Source organism: Spirillospora sp. NBC_01491, assembly GCF_036227065.1.
GTDB lineage: Bacteria > Actinomycetota > Actinomycetes > Streptosporangiales > Streptosporangiaceae > Spirillospora > Spirillospora xylanilytica.
Genome location: NZ_CP109432.1, coordinates 981,814 through 1,002,217 on the forward strand (window position 1 = coordinate 981,814; position 20,404 = coordinate 1,002,217).

General features: G+C 72.7%; 20 protein-coding genes. 8 read left to right on the plus strand and 12 right to left on the minus strand.

Annotated elements, in window-relative coordinates:
• Nucleotides 1-150: 150 nt before the first annotated feature.
• On the minus strand, nt 151-2,649 hold the full coding sequence (locus OHA34_RS04770; RefSeq protein ID WP_285943041.1) for a mannose-1-phosphate guanyltransferase: 2,499 nt from the start codon (nt 2,647-2,649) through the stop codon (nt 151-153).
• The gene (locus OHA34_RS04775; RefSeq protein WP_432763101.1) at nt 2,646-3,341 is read right to left on the minus strand and encodes a CDP-alcohol phosphatidyltransferase family protein; all 696 of its coding nucleotides are present in this window, start codon (nt 3,339-3,341) and stop codon (nt 2,646-2,648) included. The genes OHA34_RS04770 and OHA34_RS04775 overlap by 4 nt, the downstream gene beginning before the upstream one ends.
• A 163-nt stretch (nt 3,342-3,504) precedes the next feature.
• On the opposite strand from OHA34_RS04775, the gene OHA34_RS04780 reads away from it, so the two are divergent.
• Nucleotides 3,505-4,041 carry an NUDIX hydrolase gene (locus tag OHA34_RS04780; protein ID WP_285943038.1) on the plus strand — a complete coding sequence of 179 codons (537 nt, stop codon included), beginning with the start codon at nt 3,505-3,507 and terminating at the stop codon, nt 4,039-4,041.
• On the opposite strand, the gene OHA34_RS04785 is transcribed toward OHA34_RS04780, so the two are convergent.
• Nucleotides 4,031-5,227 (minus strand): sensor histidine kinase, encoded by a 1,197-nt coding sequence (locus tag OHA34_RS04785; protein ID WP_285943036.1) that lies wholly within the window; start codon nt 5,225-5,227, stop codon nt 4,031-4,033. The two genes, OHA34_RS04780 and OHA34_RS04785, sit on opposite strands and share 11 nt — an antisense overlap.
• A 62-nt stretch (nt 5,228-5,289) precedes the next feature.
• The gene (locus OHA34_RS04790) at nt 5,290-5,736 is read right to left on the minus strand and encodes an ATP-binding protein (protein ID WP_285943035.1); all 447 of its coding nucleotides are present in this window, start codon (nt 5,734-5,736) and stop codon (nt 5,290-5,292) included.
• Nucleotides 5,737-5,906: 170 nt separating this feature from the next.
• Here OHA34_RS04790 and OHA34_RS04795 point away from each other — a divergent pair, with 170 nt between their 5' ends.
• Together OHA34_RS04795 and OHA34_RS04800 are read left to right on the plus strand one after the other, a co-directional pair.
• Nucleotides 5,907-6,761 (plus strand): helix-turn-helix domain-containing protein, encoded by an 855-nt coding sequence (locus tag OHA34_RS04795; protein ID WP_329520819.1) that lies wholly within the window; start codon nt 5,907-5,909, stop codon nt 6,759-6,761.
• Complete coding sequence (locus OHA34_RS04800; RefSeq protein ID WP_329520820.1) at nt 6,758-7,045, plus strand: DUF397 domain-containing protein; 288 nt, start codon at nt 6,758-6,760, stop codon at nt 7,043-7,045. Before OHA34_RS04795 ends, OHA34_RS04800 begins: the two co-directional genes overlap by 4 nt.
• Nucleotides 7,046-7,065: 20 nt before the next feature.
• Here the strand turns inward: OHA34_RS04800 and OHA34_RS04805 are convergent, their stop codons facing one another.
• The 4 genes from OHA34_RS04805 to OHA34_RS04820 form a co-directional block, all read right to left on the minus strand.
• Nucleotides 7,066-7,716 carry a formylglycine-generating enzyme family protein gene (locus OHA34_RS04805; protein WP_285943030.1) on the minus strand — a complete coding sequence of 217 codons (651 nt, stop codon included), beginning with the start codon at nt 7,714-7,716 and terminating at the stop codon, nt 7,066-7,068.
• Nucleotides 7,713-7,838: a hypothetical protein gene (locus OHA34_RS04810; RefSeq protein WP_285943029.1), complete on the minus strand. Its 126-nt coding sequence runs from the start codon at nt 7,836-7,838 to the stop codon at nt 7,713-7,715. Before OHA34_RS04810 ends, OHA34_RS04805 begins: the two co-directional genes overlap by 4 nt.
• Nucleotides 7,831-8,292: a helix-turn-helix domain-containing protein gene (locus tag OHA34_RS04815; protein ID WP_329520821.1), complete on the minus strand. Its 462-nt coding sequence runs from the start codon at nt 8,290-8,292 to the stop codon at nt 7,831-7,833. The genes OHA34_RS04810 and OHA34_RS04815 overlap by 8 nt, the downstream gene beginning before the upstream one ends.
• Before the next feature lie 84 nt (nt 8,293-8,376).
• Nucleotides 8,377-8,811, minus strand: coding sequence for a hypothetical protein (locus OHA34_RS04820; protein ID WP_329520822.1), 435 nt, complete (start codon nt 8,809-8,811; stop codon nt 8,377-8,379).
• A 28-nt stretch (nt 8,812-8,839) separates the two neighbouring features.
• Here OHA34_RS04820 and OHA34_RS04825 point away from each other — a divergent pair, with 28 nt between their 5' ends.
• The 3 genes from OHA34_RS04825 (at nt 8,840) to OHA34_RS04835 (ending at nt 12,743) form a co-directional block, all read left to right on the plus strand.
• Nucleotides 8,840-9,193 (plus strand): hypothetical protein, encoded by a 354-nt coding sequence (locus OHA34_RS04825; protein ID WP_329520823.1) that lies wholly within the window; start codon nt 8,840-8,842, stop codon nt 9,191-9,193.
• Nucleotides 9,194-9,566: 373 nt separating this feature from the next.
• Nucleotides 9,567-11,381 (plus strand): FAD/NAD(P)-binding protein, encoded by a 1,815-nt coding sequence (locus tag OHA34_RS04830; protein ID WP_443029615.1) that lies wholly within the window; start codon nt 9,567-9,569, stop codon nt 11,379-11,381.
• 57 nt (nt 11,382-11,438) lie between these two features.
• A complete protein-coding gene (locus OHA34_RS04835; RefSeq protein ID WP_329522375.1) occupies nt 11,439-12,743 on the plus strand; it encodes a putative PEP-binding protein in 1,305 nt (434 codons plus the stop codon).
• Between the two features lie 105 nt (nt 12,744-12,848).
• Here the strand turns inward: OHA34_RS04835 and OHA34_RS04840 are convergent, their stop codons facing one another.
• The 3 genes from OHA34_RS04840 to OHA34_RS04850 all read right to left on the minus strand — a co-directional run bounded on the left by OHA34_RS04840 (nt 12,849) and on the right by OHA34_RS04850 (nt 14,709).
• The gene (locus OHA34_RS04840) at nt 12,849-13,634 is read right to left on the minus strand and encodes a cation transporter (protein WP_329520825.1); all 786 of its coding nucleotides are present in this window, start codon (nt 13,632-13,634) and stop codon (nt 12,849-12,851) included.
• Nucleotides 13,631-14,023: an ArsR/SmtB family transcription factor gene (locus OHA34_RS04845; RefSeq protein WP_329520826.1), complete on the minus strand. Its 393-nt coding sequence runs from the start codon at nt 14,021-14,023 to the stop codon at nt 13,631-13,633. Before OHA34_RS04845 ends, OHA34_RS04840 begins: the two co-directional genes overlap by 4 nt.
• 203 nt (nt 14,024-14,226) lie before the next feature.
• Entirely contained in the window at nt 14,227-14,709 is a 483-nt protein-coding gene (locus OHA34_RS04850) for a hypothetical protein (RefSeq protein ID WP_329520827.1), read from the minus strand.
• 441 nt (nt 14,710-15,150) lie between these two features.
• On the opposite strand from OHA34_RS04850, the gene OHA34_RS04855 reads away from it, so the two are divergent.
• Both OHA34_RS04855 and OHA34_RS04860 read left to right on the plus strand, forming a co-directional pair.
• Nucleotides 15,151-17,196, plus strand: a complete 2,046-nt coding sequence (locus OHA34_RS04855) for an outer membrane protein assembly factor BamB family protein (protein ID WP_329520828.1) — start codon at nt 15,151-15,153, stop codon at nt 17,194-17,196.
• Between the two features lies 1 nt (nt 17,197).
• Nucleotides 17,198-19,360, plus strand: a complete 2,163-nt coding sequence (locus OHA34_RS04860; protein ID WP_285943007.1) for a serine/threonine-protein kinase — start codon at nt 17,198-17,200, stop codon at nt 19,358-19,360.
• A gap of 15 nt (nt 19,361-19,375) precedes the next feature.
• Here the strand turns inward: OHA34_RS04860 and OHA34_RS04865 are convergent, their stop codons facing one another.
• Nucleotides 19,376-20,404: a hypothetical protein gene (locus OHA34_RS04865; protein WP_285943006.1), complete on the minus strand. Its 1,029-nt coding sequence runs from the start codon at nt 20,402-20,404 to the stop codon at nt 19,376-19,378.

The window sequence follows — 20,404 nt, forward strand, 5'->3', positions numbered from 1 at the left end:
GCCTCCGGCTTCGCCCCACCGGCCAGATAACGCGCTCGCGCGACGCCCGAGGCACTTTGAGACAGGCCCTTGCACCTGTTTCCAAGCCCGGCGCGGCCTCTGCGTGTTCCGGGTCCGCGGGCGCGGTCTCCGGGGGTCGTGGAGACCTCTCTAGGCCCCGGCCTGCTCGATGACGGCGGCCCACTCCTCCAGGAGAGCCTGCGCGGCGTCGGCGTCGGCGCCCTCGGCCCATAGATGGGTGACGGCGTCGGCCGGGTCGGGCAGCACCAGCACCCAGCCGCCGTCCGCCTCGACGACCCGGACGCCGTCGGTGGTGTCGATCTCGCGGCCGCCCGCCGCCTCGACCACGTGCCGCATCACGCTGCCCTTGGCGGCCCACGGTGTCGGCACCGAGCGGCGCAGCAGGTGCGCGGCGGGGATCCGGCCGTCGATCTGCGACAGGGTCAGCCGGGTGCGGGCGACCAGCCCGACGAGCCGGACGAACGCCGCGATCCCGTCGACCGTGCTGCTGAACTCGGGCATCAGGAACCCGCCGCGGCCGTCGCCCGCGAGGATCACCCCGGGGCTGGACGCGGCCTTGGTCAGCACGTCCTGGGAGGTGGAGGTCCACTCGACCTCGACGCCGTGGGAGCGGCAGACCCGCTCGGCGACGCGGGTGGTGGTGACCGGCAGCGCGACCCGCCCGGTCCGCCGCTCGGCCGCGACCAGGTCGAGCATCACCAGCAGGGCCCGGTCGTCGGGGATCAGCTCGCCGTTCTCGTCCACCAGGGAGATCCGCTCGCCGACCGGGTCGAACCGGACGCCGAACGCGGCACGGGAGGAGGAGACCAGCTCGCCGAGCCGCTGGAGGTCGCGCATCCGCTCGGCGAGGGTCTCGGTCGGATTGACCTCGTCGAGGCCGCCGTTGCGGGTGAGCACCTCCACCCCGCCCTGGCCGAGCAGCATCGGCAGCACCAGCGCGACGGCGCCGCCCGCGCAGTCCAGCACGATCCTCAGCCCGGCCTCGCGGACGCCGCTGATGTCGACCCGGCGCAGCAGGTCGCGGGTGTAGGTCTCGATGATCCGGGGCGGGTAGTTGAGCTCGGCGATCTCACCGGGGAAGGCCCGCCGGTACTCCTGCCGCCCGTACACCCGTTCCAGCTTGCGCTGGGCGCCCAGCGACAGGTCCGAGCCGGCCGCGTCCAGGAACAGCACGTCGATGCCCTGCGGGTCGCCGAGCGTGGTGCGGATGTAGATGCCGCCCGCGCAGTCCTCCCGGGCGGTCTCGAAGCGCGCCACCGGCAGCGGGCACGCCTCCAGGTCCTGCACGTTGATCGCGCCGGCGGTGAGCGCGCTGATCACCGCGCGCTTGAGGGTGCGCGCGCCCCGGGAGGCGTCCCGTCCGGTGACGACCGTGGTGCCCTTCTTCAGCGTGGTCGCGTACGCGCTGGCGAGCCGCACCGCGAGCTCCGGCGTGATCTCCACGTTGATCAGGCCGGACACCCCGCGCGGGCCGAACAGGTTGCGCTGCCCGCGCGACTCCCAGATGACGCTGGTGTTGACCACCGCGCCGGCCTCGATGGTCTTGAACGGGTAGATCTTGACCTGGCTGGACACGTACGCCTCGGCCTCGATGACGCACTCGTCGCCGATGACCGCGCCCTCCTCGACCCGGGCGCCGGACATGATGTCGGTGTTCTTGCCGACCACGCAGCCGCGCAGGTTGGTGGACGGGGCGATGAACACGTTGTCGTGCACGACGGCGCGGTGCAGGAACGCGCCCTCCTTGACCACCACGTTGCTGCCGAGGACGGTGAACTCGCGCAGCTCGACGCCCGCCTCGACCTTGGCGTAGTCGCCGATGTAGAGCGGGCCCTTCAGCACCGCCTCGGCGTCGACCTCGGCGCCCTCGCCGATCCACACGCCGGGCGAGACCTCGAACCCGTCGATGCCGACGTCGACGAGGCCGTTGAGCATGTCGGCCTGCGCCTTGAGGTAGCTCTCGTGGGTGCCGACGTCCTCCCAGTAGCCGTCCGCGACGTACCCGAACATCGGCGCGCCCTCGGCCAGCAGCCTCGGGAACACGTCGCCGGACCAGTCGACGGACTCGCCCGCCGCGACCCGGTCGAGGACCTCGGGCTCCATCACGTAGATGCCGGTGTTGACGGTGTCGGAGAACACCTGCCCCCAGGTCGGCTTCTCCAGGAACCGCTGCACCCGGCCCGCGTCGTCGATGATGATGATGCCGAACTCGAGGGGGTTGGGGACCCGCTTGAGCCCGATGGTGACCATGGCGCCGTTCTCCTCGTGGAAGCGCACCATGTCGGTCAGGTCGATGTCGGTGAGCGCGTCCCCGGAGATCACCAGGAACCGGTCGTCGCGCAGCGCCTCCCCGGCGTTCTTGACGCTGCCCGCGGTGCCGAGCGGCACCTCCTCGGTGGCGTAGCTCAGCGACATGCCGAGCTCCTCGCCGTCGCCGAAGTAGTTGCGGATCAGCGCGGCCAGGAACTGCACGGTGACCACGGTCTCGGTGAAACCGTGCCGCTTGAGCAGCCGCAGCACGTGTTCCATGATCGGCCTGTTGACGAGCGGAAGCAGGGGCTTGGGCTGGTTGGCGGTCATGGGACGCAACCGCGTCCCCTCGCCTCCCGCCATCACGACGGCCTTCATCGGGGGGTCTGCGCTCCCTTCTGCTCACCGGCCGATGGACCCGGGTCCGGCGCGGGGCCGGAGCGGGGGTTCGGGTCGGGGCCGGGGGTCGGATCCGGGTTCGAGTCAGGGGTCGGGTCAGGAGTCGGGTCGGGGTTCGGATCGCCGTTCGGGCCGGGGTCCGGCGGCGCGACGCGGTCGGCGCGCACGAGCTGCCCCGTCTGTGTCCAGTAGAGGACGGCCGCCCACCAGTACAGCGCGGTGCCCCAGATGGCGAAGGACCAGCCGGTGACCTTCGCCGCGGTGGCGACCCCGCCGTCGTGGTCGCCGAGCAGCAGCAGCGGGAAGGCGTACAGCAGGCACATCGTGCCCGCCTTGCCGATGAAGTGCACCGGCAGCGTGCCGCCGTAGCCGAGCCGCCGCACGATCGGCGCGATCGGCAGGATCGCGAACTCGCGGGCGACCAGCAAGATCACCAGCCAGAGCGGGATGATGTCGCGGATCGTCAGGCCGACGAGCGTGGCCAGGATGTAGAGCCGGTCGGCGGCCGGGTCCAGCACCATGCCGAGCCTGCTGGTCTGGTTGAGCGCCCGCGCGAGCTTGCCGTCGAGCCAGTCGGACAGGCCGGCGAACACCAGCAGGCCGAGCGCCCACCAGTCGGCCTCGGCCAGCACCAGCCACAGGAACAGCGGGACGCCGAGCAGCCGGGCCATGCTCAGCAGGTTGGGCACCGTCCAGACGCGGCCCGACACCTCGTCCGGACCGTCCCCGGGCGTCTTGCCGACCTCAGCGCTCACTGCGGTGCCCGCCTCCCCTGTCCCCCATGATCCTGACCCTACCGGTCAGATTGCGAAAGCCCCCGATAGCGTCCGGGGCATGCGATGGACGACGCACGGCGAGAGACCGGTTTACGACAGCCCCTGGATGAGCGTGCGGCTGGCCGACGTCGAACTGCCCGACGGGCGGCGGTTCGACCACCACCTCCTGCGGGTCCGGCCGGCCGCGTGCGTGGTGGCGATCGACGCCGGCCGGGCCCTGCTGATCTGGCGGCACCGCTTCATCACCGACCGGTGGGGCTGGGAGATCCCGGGCGGCCGGGTCGAGGAGGGCGAGGAGCCAGGACCGGCCGCCGCCCGCGAGCTGCTGGAGGAGACCGGGTTCCGGGCCGGACCGATGCACCATGTTTTGGACATCCGCTCCTCGCCGGGCGTGCACGACGGCGTCCACCACGTCTTCCGGGCCGAGGGCGCCGAGCGGGTCGGCGAGCCCACCGACGTCGAGGCGGAGCGGATCGAGTGGGTGCCGCTGGCCCGGATCCCGGAGCTGGCGGCCCGCGGCGAGATCGGCTCGGGCTCCACCCTGGCCGGGCTGCTGTACCTGGTCGCGCGGGGGTGCGACGGCGTCACGTCCTGACGGTCCGGGCGCCGCGCGGCGCCGGGACGCCGTCCGCCGCCGGGCCCACCGGGAGGGTCGCGACGACGGCGAACCCGCCGCCCGCGCACGCCCCGGCGTCGAGCGTTCCGCCGACGCTGCGGGCCCGTTCGATCATGCCGAGGACGCCGAATCCGCCGGGCGCCCCGCCCGCCGGGCCGCGGCCGTCATCGGCCACCCGCACCACCAGGTCGCCGCGCACCCGGGTGAGGCGGACCTCGACGGCGGCAGCCCCGGCGTGCTTGACGACGTTGGTCAGCGCCTCCTGGACGATCCGGTAGGCGGCGACGCCCACCTCCGGCGGCGGGGCGTGGCTCTCGTCGACCAGCTCGACCTCCAGCCCGGCGGCACGTGCGGCGGCCACCAGGTCGGCGATCGCCGCCGGGCCGGGCAGCGCCCCGGGTCCGGGGTCGGCGTCGTCCGCGCCGCGCAGCACCTGGAGCGTGCCGCGCAGCTCGGTGCGGGCGTCGCGGCACGTCGCGGCGATCGCGGCGAGCGCGTCCGCGAGCTCGGCCCGGTCGAAGGGCCGGTCGCCGCCGACCAGATGCGCGGCGGCGCCCGTCTGGACCCCGATCACGGTGATGCTGTGCGCGAGCAGGTCGTGCAGGTCGCGGGCGATGCGCAGGCGCTCCTCGGCGACGCGGCGGCGGGCCTCCTCCTCGCGGGTCCGCTCGGCCCGCTCGGCCCGCTCGGTGATCGCCGCGACCCGGGCGCGGTGGCTCCGGAACACCTGCACCGCGATCACCGCGGCGACGACGGCCTCGATCACCGCGACCTGCTCCAGCGCGGTGCCCCCGCCCGCCCGCATCGCGAAGCCCGTCCCGCACAGGAACAGCAGGAACCCGGCCACGGTCAGCACCAGGCGCACCCGGCGGCCGAGCACCGCGTACGCGAACAGCGCGATCACCTCGGCGGGCACCGCGGCGTGGTGCTGGTACTGCAACAGGTGGAACGGGACGGCGAGCGCGACCAGCACGGCCAGCCCCGGGGCGGGCCACCGGCGGATCACCGCGAGCGGGACGTGCGCCGCGACCAGCAGCGCGGCACCTCCCGCGTCCAGCGCGCGCACCCCCGGCCACGCCATCGCCGCCGCCACGGCGCACGCCGCCAGGACGAGCGCGAGCGCCGCGTCTCGCGTCTGGGCGTTCGTCCGGGGCACCGTCACCACGCCCCCATCCTGCCCGACCGCCGCGCCCGGCCGGGCACTCCCCCGGACGGGCGCCGCCGGACTCAGCCGCCGCCCAGGTCACGGCGGTGCGCGGGCGAGCGGTGCGCGGGCGCCAGGAACTCGGCCCACACCACCGTCCGCGCCCCGGCCTCGTCGAACCCCCACCGGTCGGCGAGCGCGCTCAGCAGCAGCAGTCCGCGTCCCCGCTCGCAGAACGCGTCCGGTTCGGGGGGCCGGGAGCGCGGGCGCCGCCCGTCCGCCCCGTCGTCGGTCACCTCCGTCCGCACCAGGCCGTGCACCCCGCGCACCCGCACGGTGACCCAGCCGCCTTGTCCGGACGCCGTATGCAGCGTCGCGTTCGTGAACTTCTCCGTCAGGCACAGCCCGATGTCGTCCAGCCGTGGATGCGCCGGGCCGAGGATGTCGCGGGCGAACACCCGCAGATACCGGGCCGACCTTCCCTTTCCGGGAAGGGTGATGCTGCCGAGCACACTGAGTTCGTTCGCCATGAGCCGAGCCGTCCCGCGTCCGTTTCCGATGTCGCCGGACACGTTCGCCGCCGGACGCGGCCCCCGGACCCCGTTCGGGCACCGTACGAAGGATCTCCGGCCTGAAGGGTCAGCGGACTGAACCTTCAGTTCCGTGGCAGCCCGATCGCGGAGCGTGAAAGCGTGAGGTCATGGCCCACCCGAACCGGCCCTCCGTGCGCTTCCGCCGCATCGGCGGCGCGCTCCGGCAAGCCCGCGAGGACGCCCGGCTGACCATCGACACCGCCAGCCGCAGGTTCGGCCGCTCCCCCGGCTGGTTCAGCACCGTCGAGAACGGCCTCCACCTCATCCGCGTCGACGACCTCGGCGAGCTCCTCGACTTCTACGGCATCACCGAAGGCCCCCTCCGCGACTCCCTCATCCACCTCGCCGCCCAAGGCCGCCGCAAGAACTGGACCCGCGCCTTTCAAGGCCGGATCTCTCCGGCCGCTCTGGACCTCGCAAGTTTGGAAGCCGATTCCGCTTCTATCCACACCTTTCAGCCCAACCTCGTCCCCGGGCTGCTTCAGACCCAGGACTACACTCGCGCGGTCATGGCGGCCGGACTCCCTGGAGCGGTAGAGGACATCGACTCACTTGTGGACTTCCGGATGGCCCGCCAAGCCGTGCTCAACCAGCCCGACGCACCACGGTACGACGCCATCATCAGTGAATCCGCGCTGGGGCATCAGGTCGGAAACCCCTCGATCATGCATGGCCAACTGATGCACCTGGCCCGAGTCGCAACGCTGAGCCACATAGGGCTACATGTGCTCCCCAACTCCGCCAGCGCATACCTTTGGATTTCCGTGCCATTCAATATCTTCACACTGCGACCGCCCGGCCAGTTGACCGTGGTTGTAGCCGATCAAGTCACTCAATTCGCATTTACGGAAGATGATGCGGGGGTGGAGGCGCACAACGAGATCTATGATCATCTACTCTCTGTCACTCTCGATCAACCCCGATCGCTAGAGGTCATCCAGCGGCTAGTGTCGGATTCATGAGAGAAACTGATCTGCTCCACACTCCCTGGCGGAAGAGCAGCTACAGCGGCGCCAACGAAGGCGACTGTGTCGAGATCGCTGGGCTCTGGCGGAAGAGCAGCCACAGCGGCGCCAGCGAAGGTGAATGCGTCGAGATCGCCCCTGCCGGACGGATGGTGGCGGCGCGGGATTCGAAGGATCCGTCCGGGCCGGTGCTGTGCTTCGGGACGGACGCGTGGCACGCGTTCTGCGGCCAGATCAAGAGCGGCGCCTACGACCTGGCGGCGGGGTTCAGCCGCGTCTGACAGTGTCCGGCGCGGTCCCCTCACAGGGAGCGGACGAGCCGGAAGCCGAGGTCGTCGATGCGCAGGGTCGGGTGGCTCTTGCGGCGGCACGAGGCACGGCATCCCCGCGGAAGGTCGTGCGCGCCGCCGCCGCGGAAGACGCGGTACGGGCCGTAGACGCCGGGGTCGTAGAGGTCCCAGCACCACTCCCACACGTTGCCGATCATGTCGTGCAGGCCCCACGCGTTCGGCGCCCTGGTCGCGACGTCGTGCACCTGGCCACCGGAGTTCCCGCGGTGCCAGGCGATCTCGTCCAACTCCCCGTGGCGGACGCCGGTCGTCCCGGCGCGGCACGCGTACTCCCACTCGGCCTCGGACGGGAGGCGGTAGCCGTCGGCCTCCCAGTCGCAGGCCGCGTCCAGCCCGTCGGGGTCGTCTCCGACCGAGTAGCACGGCCGGAGCCCGGACGTCCGCGACAGCAGGTTGCAGAACCGGACCGCGTCCAGCCAGGAGACCTCGGTGACCGGCGTTCGCGGCCCGGCCGGGCTCGCGGGCGCCGCTCCGTGAACGGCGCCGTACAGCTCGCGGGTCACGGGAGACGGCGCCATCCGGAAGCCCGCGACCTCGGCGTTCCAGGTCGTCTTCGTGCCCTCGTCCCGCAGGACGATCCGCCCGGTGGGGATCTCGATCATGGGACGGCGCGCAGCCGGGCGACGATCAGGTGCGGCGCGTCCTGCTCGGTGACCAGCGGCGGCCCGTCCGGGTCGCACATCAGCACCGGCACCCCGGCGCGTTCCCGGATCACGTCAGGCATCGCCGGCCTCCCCGGCGAGCAGGCCGTTGTCGCCCTCGACCACCGCTTCGACCAGGCGCAGCAGGTCGGCGGTGGCGGCGGCGCCGCCGAGTATCACGATCTTCATGCGGTTCCGCTCCTCGTCGTGGACGGTCTGGACGCGCAGCGGCTGCGCGCCGTCGCCACCGGTGCCCGTCCCGGCCAGGACGAGCGTGCCCAGCCGGTCGGCGGCGGCCCGGTCGACACCGTCGACCTGCACGATGCTCGACACCTCGACCGGCGCTGCGGTGGTGGGCCGGGCCGGGGCCGGACGCGGCCGTCCGGTCAGCTCGTCGAGGTCGGCGCGGGCGATCCGGTACTGCTTGCCGATCCGCACCGCCTTGAGCCGTCCGGCCCGGATGTAGCCGCGCACCGTCCGCACATGCAGGCCGAGCAGGTCGGCCACCTGCTCGACAGAGTACATTTCTTCCTTCATCGCTCCCAATATAGTTCACATAGGGAGTGATAGGGAAGTTTGCCACCACTGGCGGCAAGAGTCGCTTCTGGTTCGAGGGGATCTTCACCAGCCGGGGTCATGCCGCCGGAGCGAACCTGGTGCCCGTGACGTTGGAGCCATGTGCAGCCAGGTGAGGGCGGCGGTGACCATGGCGGTGATGCCGGTGCCGAGCGTGGGATCGATGACCGGGGCGAACTCGGCCGAATGGTTGGACGGGATGTCGCGGTCGGCCGTTCCGGCCTTCAGGGCGGTCTCGAACGTGCCGGGATCGGTGCCGCCGAAGATCCAGTAGCAGATCGGGACGCCGGCGGCGGTGGCGATCTCGCCGACGTCCTCGCTGCCGGTGACCGGGCCCGGGTCGATGACGCGGTCCGCGCCGAAGCGGTCGCGGAACGCCCGGACGGTGCGGTCGACCGCGTCCGGGTCGTTGACCAGGAGCGGGAAGTCGCCGATCGCGGTGATCTCCGGATCGCGCTCCGCGCCGGACGCGGCGGGCACGATCCGGTCGACGGCCGAGAGGATCGCCGTGCGGGTCGGCTGGGCGTACGACCGGGTCGATGCCCGTGGCGGTGCTGGCGTACGGGAGCCCGGTCCGCTCGGCGACGGGCAGCGCGTCGAAGTCGGCGCGCAGCAGCACGGCCGGGCCGTCGCCGTTGCGCAGCAGCCCGGTGACGCCGGTGCGGCCGACGCCGGTGGTGGTCTCCAGACCGAGGCCGCGGAGCCTCCGGGCGATCTCGGCGGCCGTGCGCTCCTCGGCGAAGGACAACTCCGGATGGGCGTGCAGGTCCTTGTAGAGCGCGGTCAGGCCGGGCCGGATCCCGTCCAGCCGGGCGAGGACCGCGTCGGCGTTGGAGGTCATACCGTCCTCCTGCCCGGTTGATCATGCGCTGCCCCGCCCTCCCCGGGCGAGGCGGATATGTGGATCGACCACACGGCGATGACGGGGCGTGCCGCGGCCATTACCGGGCTCCACCATGCGGATCTTCGTCCTGCACCCGGAGAAATAGGGACCTATTTCCCCCGAGTAGGCAGAGCGAAATCGGATCGGCTCGATCTCCATGAAGCGGTCACGGTCGGTGGCATACCGTTACCGTCCGATTCCTTGCCACTCTTCGGGCCTTTGAGTCATTGAGCCCGCACCATGATCCAGGATACGCTCGGGCAGCGGTAAACCTGCCGCAGACCGATCGGCGCGCGGGGGTGGCACAATAGACTTCTCCAGTCCCCGAAGAGTGGTCATCGTCGGAGCCGGCTTGGGCGGCACCGCCACCGCCATCCGCCTCTTACAGTTCGCCCGTGAGCCTTTACAGGTGGTGGTGATCGAGCGGCGGCCCGAATACCGGAGCGCCGGGGTGGCCTACCACCCGGCGGGCAACCACTGGCACCACGTCTTCAACATCCAGGCGGGCCGCATGTCGATGTTCCGGGAGGACGTCGACGATTTCGTGGCCTGGGCCAATGGCGAAGCCGACCGGACCGGCTGGCCCTCGGAGTGGAGCGGCTTCACCTTCACCGAGTCCGGACCGGCGCCCCGGCGGCTCTACGCCGCCTACCTCGCCACCCGCCTCGCCGAGGCCGCACGCGAGGCCCCGGACGGCGTGACGCTGCTCGAGGTCGACGGCGAGGCGGTCGACATGGCGGTCGGCGCCGGCCGCGCGCAGGTCGTCGTCGAGAGCCATTCCCCGCCGCACACCGGGCCGGGCCGGACGACACTCCACGCCGACCACGTCGTCCTCGCCACAGGTCTCGAGGAACGGGACCTCCCGTTCGCGGCCGGCGTGAGAGACCACCCCTCGTTCGTGCGGCACCCCTACTCCGAGGCGGAGATCGAGCGGGTCCTCGCCCTCCGGCAGGACGCCGTGGTCGCCATCGTCGGCACGCTGCTGAGCGCCTACGACTCGGCCTCGCTCCTCCTGCGGCGTGGCCATACCGGGCCGATCCACATGATCTCGCGTTCCGGTCTCACGCTCCGCACCTACCCTTCGGACCACCGGCACCACGTCCTCGGCCTGCCGACCCCGCGGCTGCACGCCGACGGCTACGAGGGCCGCGACGAGCTCGTCCGGCGTTTCAGGGACGAATGGGAACGGGCGTGCGCCATCGTCGCCCGGGAGCATCCCGCCGTGGCACCCGCGGTGGTGACCGAACGGGTCGCCAAGTCCTGGGAGCCCCACCTGCCCGAGATCCTGGCACGCGTCCCCTCACCCGATCTCCATGCGCTCCTGGACCGCTACGGGAGCCTGCTGGCCACGCTGCGGGTGAGCGCCGTCGCGTACATCACCGAGTTCGTCGACGCCGCGATCGAGGACGGCGGGCGGATCGTCCTCACCACCGGGAAGGTCGACGAGATCGTCGGCACCGAGGCCGGCACCCTGAGGCTGTCGGTGTCCGGGGCCGCGGCGCAGACGATCGAGGCGGATCTGGTGATCTCGAACTTCGGGCGGGAGACCGACTACGAACGGGTCGGCTCGGCGCTCTGGACGAACCTGCTGCGGAAGGGGATCGCCGTGCGGCACCGGCGCACCGGGCGCGGCGTCGAAGTGGACGGCTGCGGCGTCCTCCTCGGGCCGACCGGCGCCCGCTCCGGGCCGGTCACCGTGGTCGGCGGGCCGCGCGAGGGCGACGAGATCGTGCGGTACGGCCGGGTGGGCGCGTTCGCGTTCAACCTCGCCGCGATCAAGAACCATTCGGTCGGAGTCGCCGCGACCGTGCTGCATCAGCTCGAGTCCTGCTACGACGAACAGGCCGACGACGTGGCCAAGACCGTGACCGACGCGGAGGACCGCCAGGTGCGCGCGGCCTTCGCCCGCTCGGTCCTGCTCGATGTGCACCGCATGGCCGCTCGGCGCCGTCGCGACCGCGAAGCCTTGACGACCCGGCTCGAGGAGAGTCTCGACGCCGTCCGCGGCGCCATGACCGGCTACGGCGAAGCCCCCATGGCGGACCGCGCGCTGCGGTTCGTCGTGAACACCGCCGCCATGACGAGGCTCAACGACCTGTCCGTGACGCCACGGGGCCTCCGTTCGCTGCTCGGGCTCGATGCGCCGCCGGAGCCGGATACGCGGTAATCCACGTTGGCATTCGAGAAGGTGCGTCGCCGTCTCGACGGCTGCCAGCCTCTAACCATGCTCTGCCCGGATGAGGCGGATCGCGGACCGCGTCGAACCGGCCCCGGACCAGCCACCCGGGAACTGGTGAGAGAGAGGACGCCCGTGAGCCTTCGCGAAGTACCAGGGGTATTGCTCGTCGATTCGCACAAGCGGTCTGTTCGCGGCCCCTGCAATCGCAGCGGGAAGCCGGTCGACGGTGCCATTCTGGTGGTGGATGCGCTCGGCCCCGAACTCTACGAGGCCATCGTCGGCTGTTCCGCGGTGATCTGCGCGAGAGGCGGCCGGACCGGCCATATGCAGTCCCTCTGCCGTTCGCGCGGAATCCCCGTCCTTCGGATCGACCCGTCCGAGCTGGATGCGCTCGACGACGAGGTCACCCTTCTGCTCGATCGCGAGTCGGTCGTCCTCGGCGGTGCCGAACCCGTGATGCGGGCGCCGGAGCCCCCCGCCGCGACCTTCGGCGACATCGAGTCCATCTGCGTGGTCATCGCCGACGCCACCGACATCCGGTCGACGAACGCTCTCGCACCGCGCGTCGAGCACGCGGACTCGTTCTTCATCCGCGAGGAGTTCCTCTGCTTCTCCGCCGCCCTGAGCCCGATCGACGCGCTCCGGGCGGGGGTGCGCGAGGCCGAGCGGTACGGCGCCGCCGTGGCCTCGGAGCTGTGCTCGATGGTGGACGAGCTCCTCCCCGGCCAGCGCCTGATCATGAGACTGCTCGACCTCCGCTCGGACGACGCCGCCAAGATCACGACCGGCGTCCGCGTGGACGACGAGCCGAACCCCGAACTCGGCCGCCACGGCGCCAGATGGCTGCTGCACGAGCGCCACTACCCGCATGCCTTCCAGGCGCTGCGCACCCACGTGCGGGAACGCCTGGGCGCCGACGCAGACCGGTTGAGCTTCGCGGTCCCGTTCATCAACGACCGGGACGAGTTCCTGCGCCTGCGGCAGTTCCTCGGCTTGGGGGACGACACCCCGCTCGGCGTCTTCGTCGAGACGCCGGCCGCCGTGCATTCAGCAGCCGAGTTCTGCGCCGCTGGAGCCAGCGAGCTGTTCGTCGGCACCAAGGACCTGATCCAGTTCTACCTCGCCGCCGACCGAGGCAACCACCTGGTCTCCTCCGTCTACCAGACACGGCATCCGGCCGTCCTGGCCGCACTGCGCGAAGCCGTCGGGTCCGGCCGCGACGCCAGGGTCCCGGTGCACGTGTTCGCGCTGGGCGTCGACCTGGACCACTACGTGCAGCACCTTCCGACACACAGGCTGATGATGTGCACCGCCGAGTTGCAGCAACTCGCCGTGCGTGCGGCGGCTTAGCCGTACGCCGGCATCTCGGCGGCGTGGGCCGCTCGCACGGGGGCGGGCATCGCGCGGAAGATCGTCTTGGCCTCTCGGAGGGGGCGTCGCGGTCGGTGGCCTCGGTCAGGAGCAGCAGGCGCAGCCGGGCGCGCACGTCGCGCAGGCACCGGCCCGGTCGGGGGCGTCGACGGAACCACGGGCAGTCGCGGCGTCCCGGCCGTGGGGAACCGGGCGAGGGACGCGGTGAGGGGCAGAGCCGGGAACGGGTTGGGGAAGGGCGCAGCAGGTGTCGCCGCGCCAGGCCTGGCGGCCTTCCTTGACCGCGACGGCGGCGATGACCAGCGCGGCGATCGGATCGGCCCAGGACCAGCCGAACAGGCTGTTGACCGCCAGCCCGAGTAGCAGCACGCCCGAAAGGTAGGTGCACAGCAGGGTCTGCTTGGAGTCGGCGACCGCGCTGGCCGATCCGAGCTCCCGGCCGGCGCGGCGCTGAGCGTGCGACAGGAACGGCATGATCGCCAGGCTGAGGGCGGCCAGCACCAGTCCCGGCGTGGAGTGCCCGACTTCGCCGCCGCCGGCGGCCAGGCCGCGCACCGAGTCGACGCCGACGTAGGCGGCCAGCGCGAAGAACGACACCGCGATGATCCGCAGCGCCCGCTTCTCCCGCCGCTCCACCAGGTCGGGGTCGCGCGCGGAGAACTGCCAGGCGACCGCCGCCGCCGAGGCGACCTCGATCACCGAGTCCAGCCCGAACGCCACCAGCGCCGCCGACGACGCGACACTCCCCGCCGTGATCGCCACCACGGCCTCGACCACGTTGTAGGTGATGGTCGCGGCCACCAGCCACCGCACCCGCCGTGCCAGCACGTCCCGCCGCCGCGCGGACGGCCCCGCCGTCACCGCCGTCACGACCTCACCCGCGCCGGGTCGCCGACCGCTGCGGCCCTGCCTTCGGCGCTGCCGGTGGAGGTAGTGGCGGTGCCGTAGGTGGGGCACAGCGCCACCGCCCGGTCGGTCGCGGCCAGCAACTGCTCGGCCGAGCGCAGCAGGTCCGGCAACTGCGGGGCGGCGATGAAGTAGAACGACTGGCGCCCCTCGGCCCGGTAGTCCACCAGCCTGCAGCCGCGCAGGCACCCCAGATGCTTGGACACCGTCGACTGCGCCAGCCCCAGCTCGCGGGTCAGGTCCACCACCCGCGCCTCGCCGCACGCCAGCCGCTGCACGATCGACAACCGCACCGGGTCGGCCAGCGAGTGGAACAGCGCCGCGGCGGGCGCGAGCCCGTCCAGCGAGGTCATTCTACAATCGGAATCAATCACCATATGGCGATGATATTCCACATCTGGGTACGGTCAAGAGGTGACCGGTGGCGATGGCCCTGGCCAGCGGGAGGCTCGGCGCCGCCCTGGGGCGCGGGGCCGGGCTGCGGAGATCGAGGCGGGGGTTTTGGCTGTAGCGAGACCCCCGCCCCCACTCGGGAGTGTCGACCTCCTCGAGCACATCAAGAGGCTCTGGGGTCGGCCGGCGATGTGGAGGCGGTGAGGAATTCCCTCGAATCCCGCTTCCATATCAGGATAAGGGCGATCAGACCGCAGGCCCAGGTGAGAATGGCGATGCCGTGGTTGATGTAGGACTTCGTCCCATAGTCGTACTTGGAGACCGCGTTGGAGACGATCGTGATGACGACGAAGGCCGTCGACACGGCGAACAGACCGAACAGGACGCCGGCGGCGATACGGACATAGGAGCGGCCTTGACGTGCATGAACAGCAATGAGGCACCACAGGCCGATCTCCATCAGAAGGAAGGCCATGTCGACGAGTTTGAATCCCCGAACAGGGGCGCCGATATACAGATCAACCAATTTCAAGTGCAATCCAAAGGCGGTCAGGCCAGCGGCCGCCAGCATGACTCCGAACGCGAGCGTAATACTGGAAGGACGCACGGAACCCTGACAAAAGCGCTCGCGGAACATGGAATGCATCAACTTCCTCCCGGATGGCTCGCAGCGGTGCCCTGGTTGGATGCCACCGAACAAGACCAGGTTCGCGGATCCAATGCTCCAAAACGCGACGAGGGGCATCTCTCCGAAGAGGAGGCCGCGTCCTCACATGGCGGCAGCCACCCCGGTCGGGCACTCAGAGGCCGACAGAGGGGAAGGGAGCCGGGGAGCCCGTTCGGGGAGCCCGCGCCGGTCGGTGTGCGCCGACCCGGCCGGACCGTCCCGGACGGTTCCCCTGCTCTCTTCCCTTGTCTGTGCAGGTGGGTGGCTCCCTGGTCGACTCCCCCGGACGTGGCGGTACAGGCCTCTTCAACGCCGCGTTTATCGGATCGATAACGCGACGCGGGATGATCTCTTGCTCCCGCCGCCCGTCCGGGCTGCGGGGAGGTCACCCTGCCCGGAGAGGATGCGATGGATCGGCTGATGACGGAGGATCCCCGGTGGGTCGGGGGGTACCGGGTACTCGGCCGGCTGGGTGCGGGCGGTATGGGCACGGTGTATTACGGGACGTCGCCGTCGGGGCTGCCGGTGGCGATCAAGGTGATCCATGCGCAGCAGGCCCAGGAGCCGTCGTTCCGCAGCAGGTTCGCTCGTGAGGTGACCGCGGCGCGGGCGGTGAGCGGTGCGTTCACCGCGCCGGTGATCGACGCCGATCCGGAGGCGGCGACGCCGTGGCTGGTGACGGGGTATCTGCCGGGGATGTCGCTGAATGAGGCGGTCAAGGCATGGGGGCCGTTTCCTGTTCCGGCGGTGTTCGGTCTGGGGGCGAGCCTGGCCGAGGCGCTGGTGTCGGTGCATCAGGCCGGGATCGTGCACCGTGACCTCAAGCCGGGCAATGTGATGCTCGCTCCGGACGGTCCCCGGCTGATCGACTTCGGCATCGCGCACGCGTCCGACACGGCGGGCATCACCCAGGCCGGAACGGTGATGGGCTCGCCGGGGTTCCTCGCGCCGGAGCAGGCGGTGGGCGGCACGACCGGCCCGCCCGGCGACGTGTTCGCACTCGGCTCCGTCCTCACCTTCGCCGCGACGGGCCAGAGCCCGTTCGGGCGGGCGGGCGGCGCCGAGGCGCTGATCTACCGGGTCGTCCACGACGAGCCGATGCTGGGCGGCGTCACCGATCCGGAGTTGCGTTCGCTCATCGCGGCTTGTCTGGTGAAGGATCCGGCCAAGCGGCCCAGTCCGCGTTGGTTGCTTCCCCGGCTGGCGGCGCGGGCGCCCGGTCCTGAGGCGTTGCAGGGCACCGGCTGGCTGCCGGATCCGGTTGCCGAGGGCATCAGCCGGTCGGAGGGCGCCGTCCCGTCGCGGGGGCCGGGTAGGCGCACGTTGCTGCTGGCCGGGCTCGGGGCCGTGGCCGTTCTTGGGGGCGGCTCCGCGACGGCCGTCGCGTTCGCCCGGTCGGGCGATGCGCGCAAGACCGTCCCCACTCCCCCGCCGCCGGCCGGGAACACTCCGACACCGGCGGCGGCGGTGATCCCCGTGCCCACAAAGGGCAAGCGACTGTGGAAGCGCGATGCCGGCGTCGACCCCTACAGCGGGCTGACGGTCGCGGGCGACACCGTGTGCGTGGGCGGCGACCAGGGGAACCTCATCGGCCTCAAGACCGGTGACGGGAAGCGCCGCTGGGGGCACCGAACCGGCGGCCGGGGCGCGGGCGCCGCCACCTGGCGGCAGCCTGTGGCGTCGGGCGGCGCCTTCTACGCGGGCTGGGCCGACGAGCGCGGACCGCTGTACGCGTTCGACGCGGCGACGGGCGCGGAGCGGTGGCGGGCACCGATGTCCCACGACGTCCGGACGCCCACGGTGGGCGGCGGCCTCGTCTTCGTGGGCTCGGGCGACGGATTCCACGCCGTGGACGCGGCGACCGGGAAGGCGCGATGGCAGCGTCCCATCGGCGGCGTGCTCACCTCCACGCCGTGCTTCGACGCGGGCACGGTCTTCGTCGACACGCAGGACGGCCTGTATGCGCTGAACGCCGCGTCCGGGGCGACCCGCTGGCACTGGAAGGGCGGCGGCGGCCGTCCGTCCGCCGCGCGGGCTCCGGCGGCCGGGGGCGGACGGGTGTTCTTCCCCGACGCGAAGGGGACCTTGCACGCTCTCGACGCCAAGACCGGCAAGGAGCTGTGGACCTATGCCGGCGGCGCCTCGGTCGGGCTGCCGACGCTGGCGGGGCAGGCCGTCTACGTCGCCGACGGGAGCGCGAACATCGCCGCGCTGGACGCCGCGAACGGCGCCGTCCGCTGGCTCTGCCCGACCGCCGGCAAGGAGATCGGCCGCCCGTGGGCCGCCGACGGCATGCTCTGCCTCACCGTGGACGAGGACGCGGTGGGCATCCAGATCGTCACCGGCCACATCCGCTGGCGAGCGGCCCTCGGCTCCCGGGTCCGTGGGGACGCCTCGGCCGCCGGCTCGTACTACGTCGCCTGCGAAGACGGCGGCGTCCACGCTTTCACTGTGAAGGGGGCCTGAAGTGGAGGCTTCGCGTCCGACCGACCCGCGGCGGGTCGGCGATTACCAGGTGCTGGCCCGGCTGGGGTCGGGTGGTATGGGCCAGGTGTTCCTCGGCCGCTCGGCCTCGGGCCGCAGCGTCGCCATCAAGCTGGTGCACGACGAACTGGCCGGCGACCCCGACTTCCGGGTGCGGTTCGCCCGGGAGGTCGCGGCGGCGCGGGCGGTCGGCGGCGCGTTCACCGCGCCGCTGATCGACGCCGACCCCGACGCGCAGCGGCCCTGGCTGGTCACCACCTACCTGCCCGGCCACTCGCTCCAGGCCACGGTCGACCGGTACGGGCCACTGCCACCCGCCTCGGTACGGTCGCTGGCCGCCGGGCTCGCCGAGGCCCTGGTCGGGATCCACCGGGCGGGCGTGGTGCACCGCGACCTCAAACCCTCCAACGTGCTCCTCACCCCTGACGGCGCCCGAGTGATCGACTTCGGCATCGCCCGCGCCGCCGACGCCGGCACGGTGACCCGGACCGGCACCGCCCTCGGCTCACCCGGCTTCCTCCCCCCCGAACAGGCACTCGGCACCGGCAGCGGGGCGCCCGGCGACGTGTTCTCCCTCGGCGGCGTGCTGATCTTCGCCTCGACCGGGGAGGCGCCCTTCGGCGGCGGCACGGTACCCGAACTGATCTACCGGGTCGTCCACGAACCACCCCGCCTGAACGGCATCGCCGACCTGAAGCTACGCGCGGTCATCGCCGCCTGCATGGAGAAGGACCCGGCCAAACGCCCCGCCATCGCCGACGTCCTACGGTGGCTGGCCGAACTCGCGCCCGCCGCCCCACACGGCGTCGGCTGGCTGCCCCAAGCGGTCGCGACCGAGATCACCCGGCCACCCCAGGTGCCCCCGCCACTCGCCGAGCACGCGGCCGGCGGACGCGGGGACGGCCGGCCCGCGGTCGGCAGGCGCGGGCTGCTCCGGGCCGCCCTCGCCGCCGCGGCCGTCACCGGAGTCGCCGGCGCCGCGAGCGCCGCGGTGCTGGTCCTCCGCGACCGGCCGGCCGACGCGGCCCCCAAGGGCGAATGGACGTTCCGGCCGCCGAGCGCGCCCATCGCCGGGCCGCTCGCGGCCGGCGACCTGGTGTTCGTCGCCGTCCGCAGCACGGGCGGCCCGACGAGGAGGCTGGTCGCGGTGGACCGCCGCACCGGGGCGCTGCGCTGGACCGCGGACGGGATGACGCGACCTAACCCGGTCGTCCCGATGCACCTGACCATCGCCGGGCAGCTCGCCTACCTGCCCGGCTCGATCTCCCTCAAGGCGATCGACCTGCGGACCGGCTCGTCCCCCTGGACGGCTCCGGGCGCGTTCGACCAGGTCGACGCCACCCCGCCGGCCGCGGCCGGCCTGGTGTTCACCACCGTCAGGCAGGGCAACGCGCTCAACGCCCACGACGCCGTCACCGGCGCGCAGCGGTGGACGTTCAACACCGGAGGGCCGCTGAAGGCCGACCCGGTGGCGGTCCTCGGCTCGGTCGTGTGCGCGACCGAGGACGGGCGGGTCCTCGGGGTCGACCTCGCGACCGGGCAGGCGCGGTGGCGCTTCGACCTCCCGCCCGGAGGGTCGGGCGAGGTGAAGGCGGCCCCCGTCGTCATCGGCGGCGTCTACTACGTCATCGACGACTCCGGCGCGATCAACGCCGTCGACATCCCGGCGGGGAGGCGCAAGTGGCTGTCGGAGCCCACCCGGGGCGGTGACCGCATGGCGCTGGGCGGCGCGGGCGACACGGTGTTCGCGGCCGACCAGGGCGGTGCCCTGTACGCGTTCGGCACGGCCGACGGCAAGCTGCGCTGGCAGCGGACCTTCCCCGGCGCGAGCCGCAACGCCGAGATCCTGATCCCGGGGGTGGCGGGCGGGCTCGCGTACTGCTTCGCCAAGGACACCCTCTACGCGCTGGACCTGGCGACCGGCAAGGACCGGTGGCGCGTGGGCGGGCTCGCCAACGACTTCGACCGTCCCGCCCTCGGCGAGGGCGCGGTGCACTTCGCCAGCGGGAACAGCGTGGTGTCGTTCGCGGCGGCGACCGGGAAGGTGCTCCGCAAGCGTGACGCCCCCGGGGCCCGGGGCGTCACGGCGTCGGGCGGCTTCCTCTACTGGTACGACTCCGCGGGCGTCCACGCCGCCAAGGGGTGACCCGCCGGGCGGCCCCTACCGGCGGGCCGTCCTGGCCCAGGCGTCCAGGAGGCGGCGCGCCGAGCCGCCGATCGGGCCCGCGGCGTCCGCGACCGTCGCCGCGTCCGCCGGGCGGGCGCGGGCGACGGCGTCCACCGCGCCGGCGGCGTCGGCGATCGTGGACGAGCAGACCGACAGCAGGTGCCCGGGGACGGTGAGCGCGGGGTCGGTGCAGCCGACCAGCGGCGTTCCGAGGGCGGCGATCAGGGGGAACACCGTCCCGGGGATCCCGATCGCCGCCTCGGCGCGCGCCGCCGCCCGCAGCGTCGGGACGTCGCTGATCTCGTACCGCTCCCACAGGGTCCGGTCCTCGCGCGGGTGCAGGCCGACCAGGACGCGGCGCCCGGACGCCTGGATCCGCTCGGCCGCCGCCAGGAGCAGCTCCGTGCCGGGTGCCGCCCCGCCGGTCCCGTCGGGACGGGTGACGGAGGTGACGACCAGCGTCACCCCGGGCTCGGGGGCACGGCGCGGCAGGTCGTCGGTCTGCGGGGAGCCGACGACGAGCGGGCGCCGCCGGGTGCCGAGGTACCCGGCGAACGCGCGTCCCTCCGCCGGGGACGAGGCGGTGACGGCGCGCAGGCGGGGCCGGAGCCGGCGGGCGCCCGGGGCCTCGGCCGGGCCGAGGTAGGCCAGGGAGCTCGCGGCGAGGGGCAGCCGCCGGAACCGGGCCGCGCACTCCAGCGGCCAGTCCCCGGCGCCGGTCACCACCAGCAGGTCGGCGGGCGGCGCGTGGCGCGGCGTCGCGACCGGCACCGGGCCGTCCGGGCCGGCCTGGGTGTAGTCGGGGACGAGCTGGGTCAGCCGTGCCCCGCGCCGCGCGGCCTCGGCGAGCAGCGGCTCGACATGGTAGGTCCCCCACGGCTCGTTCGTCGCGACCAGCACCCGGAGGCGGCGGCGCGGCGACGCCTCGGCGGGGGCGCCGAGCCCGATCAGCCCGGCCGCGCCGAGCGCGCCTCCGAGCACCGTCCGGCGGGATGCGGTGTGCACTCTTCGATCGTCGTTCAC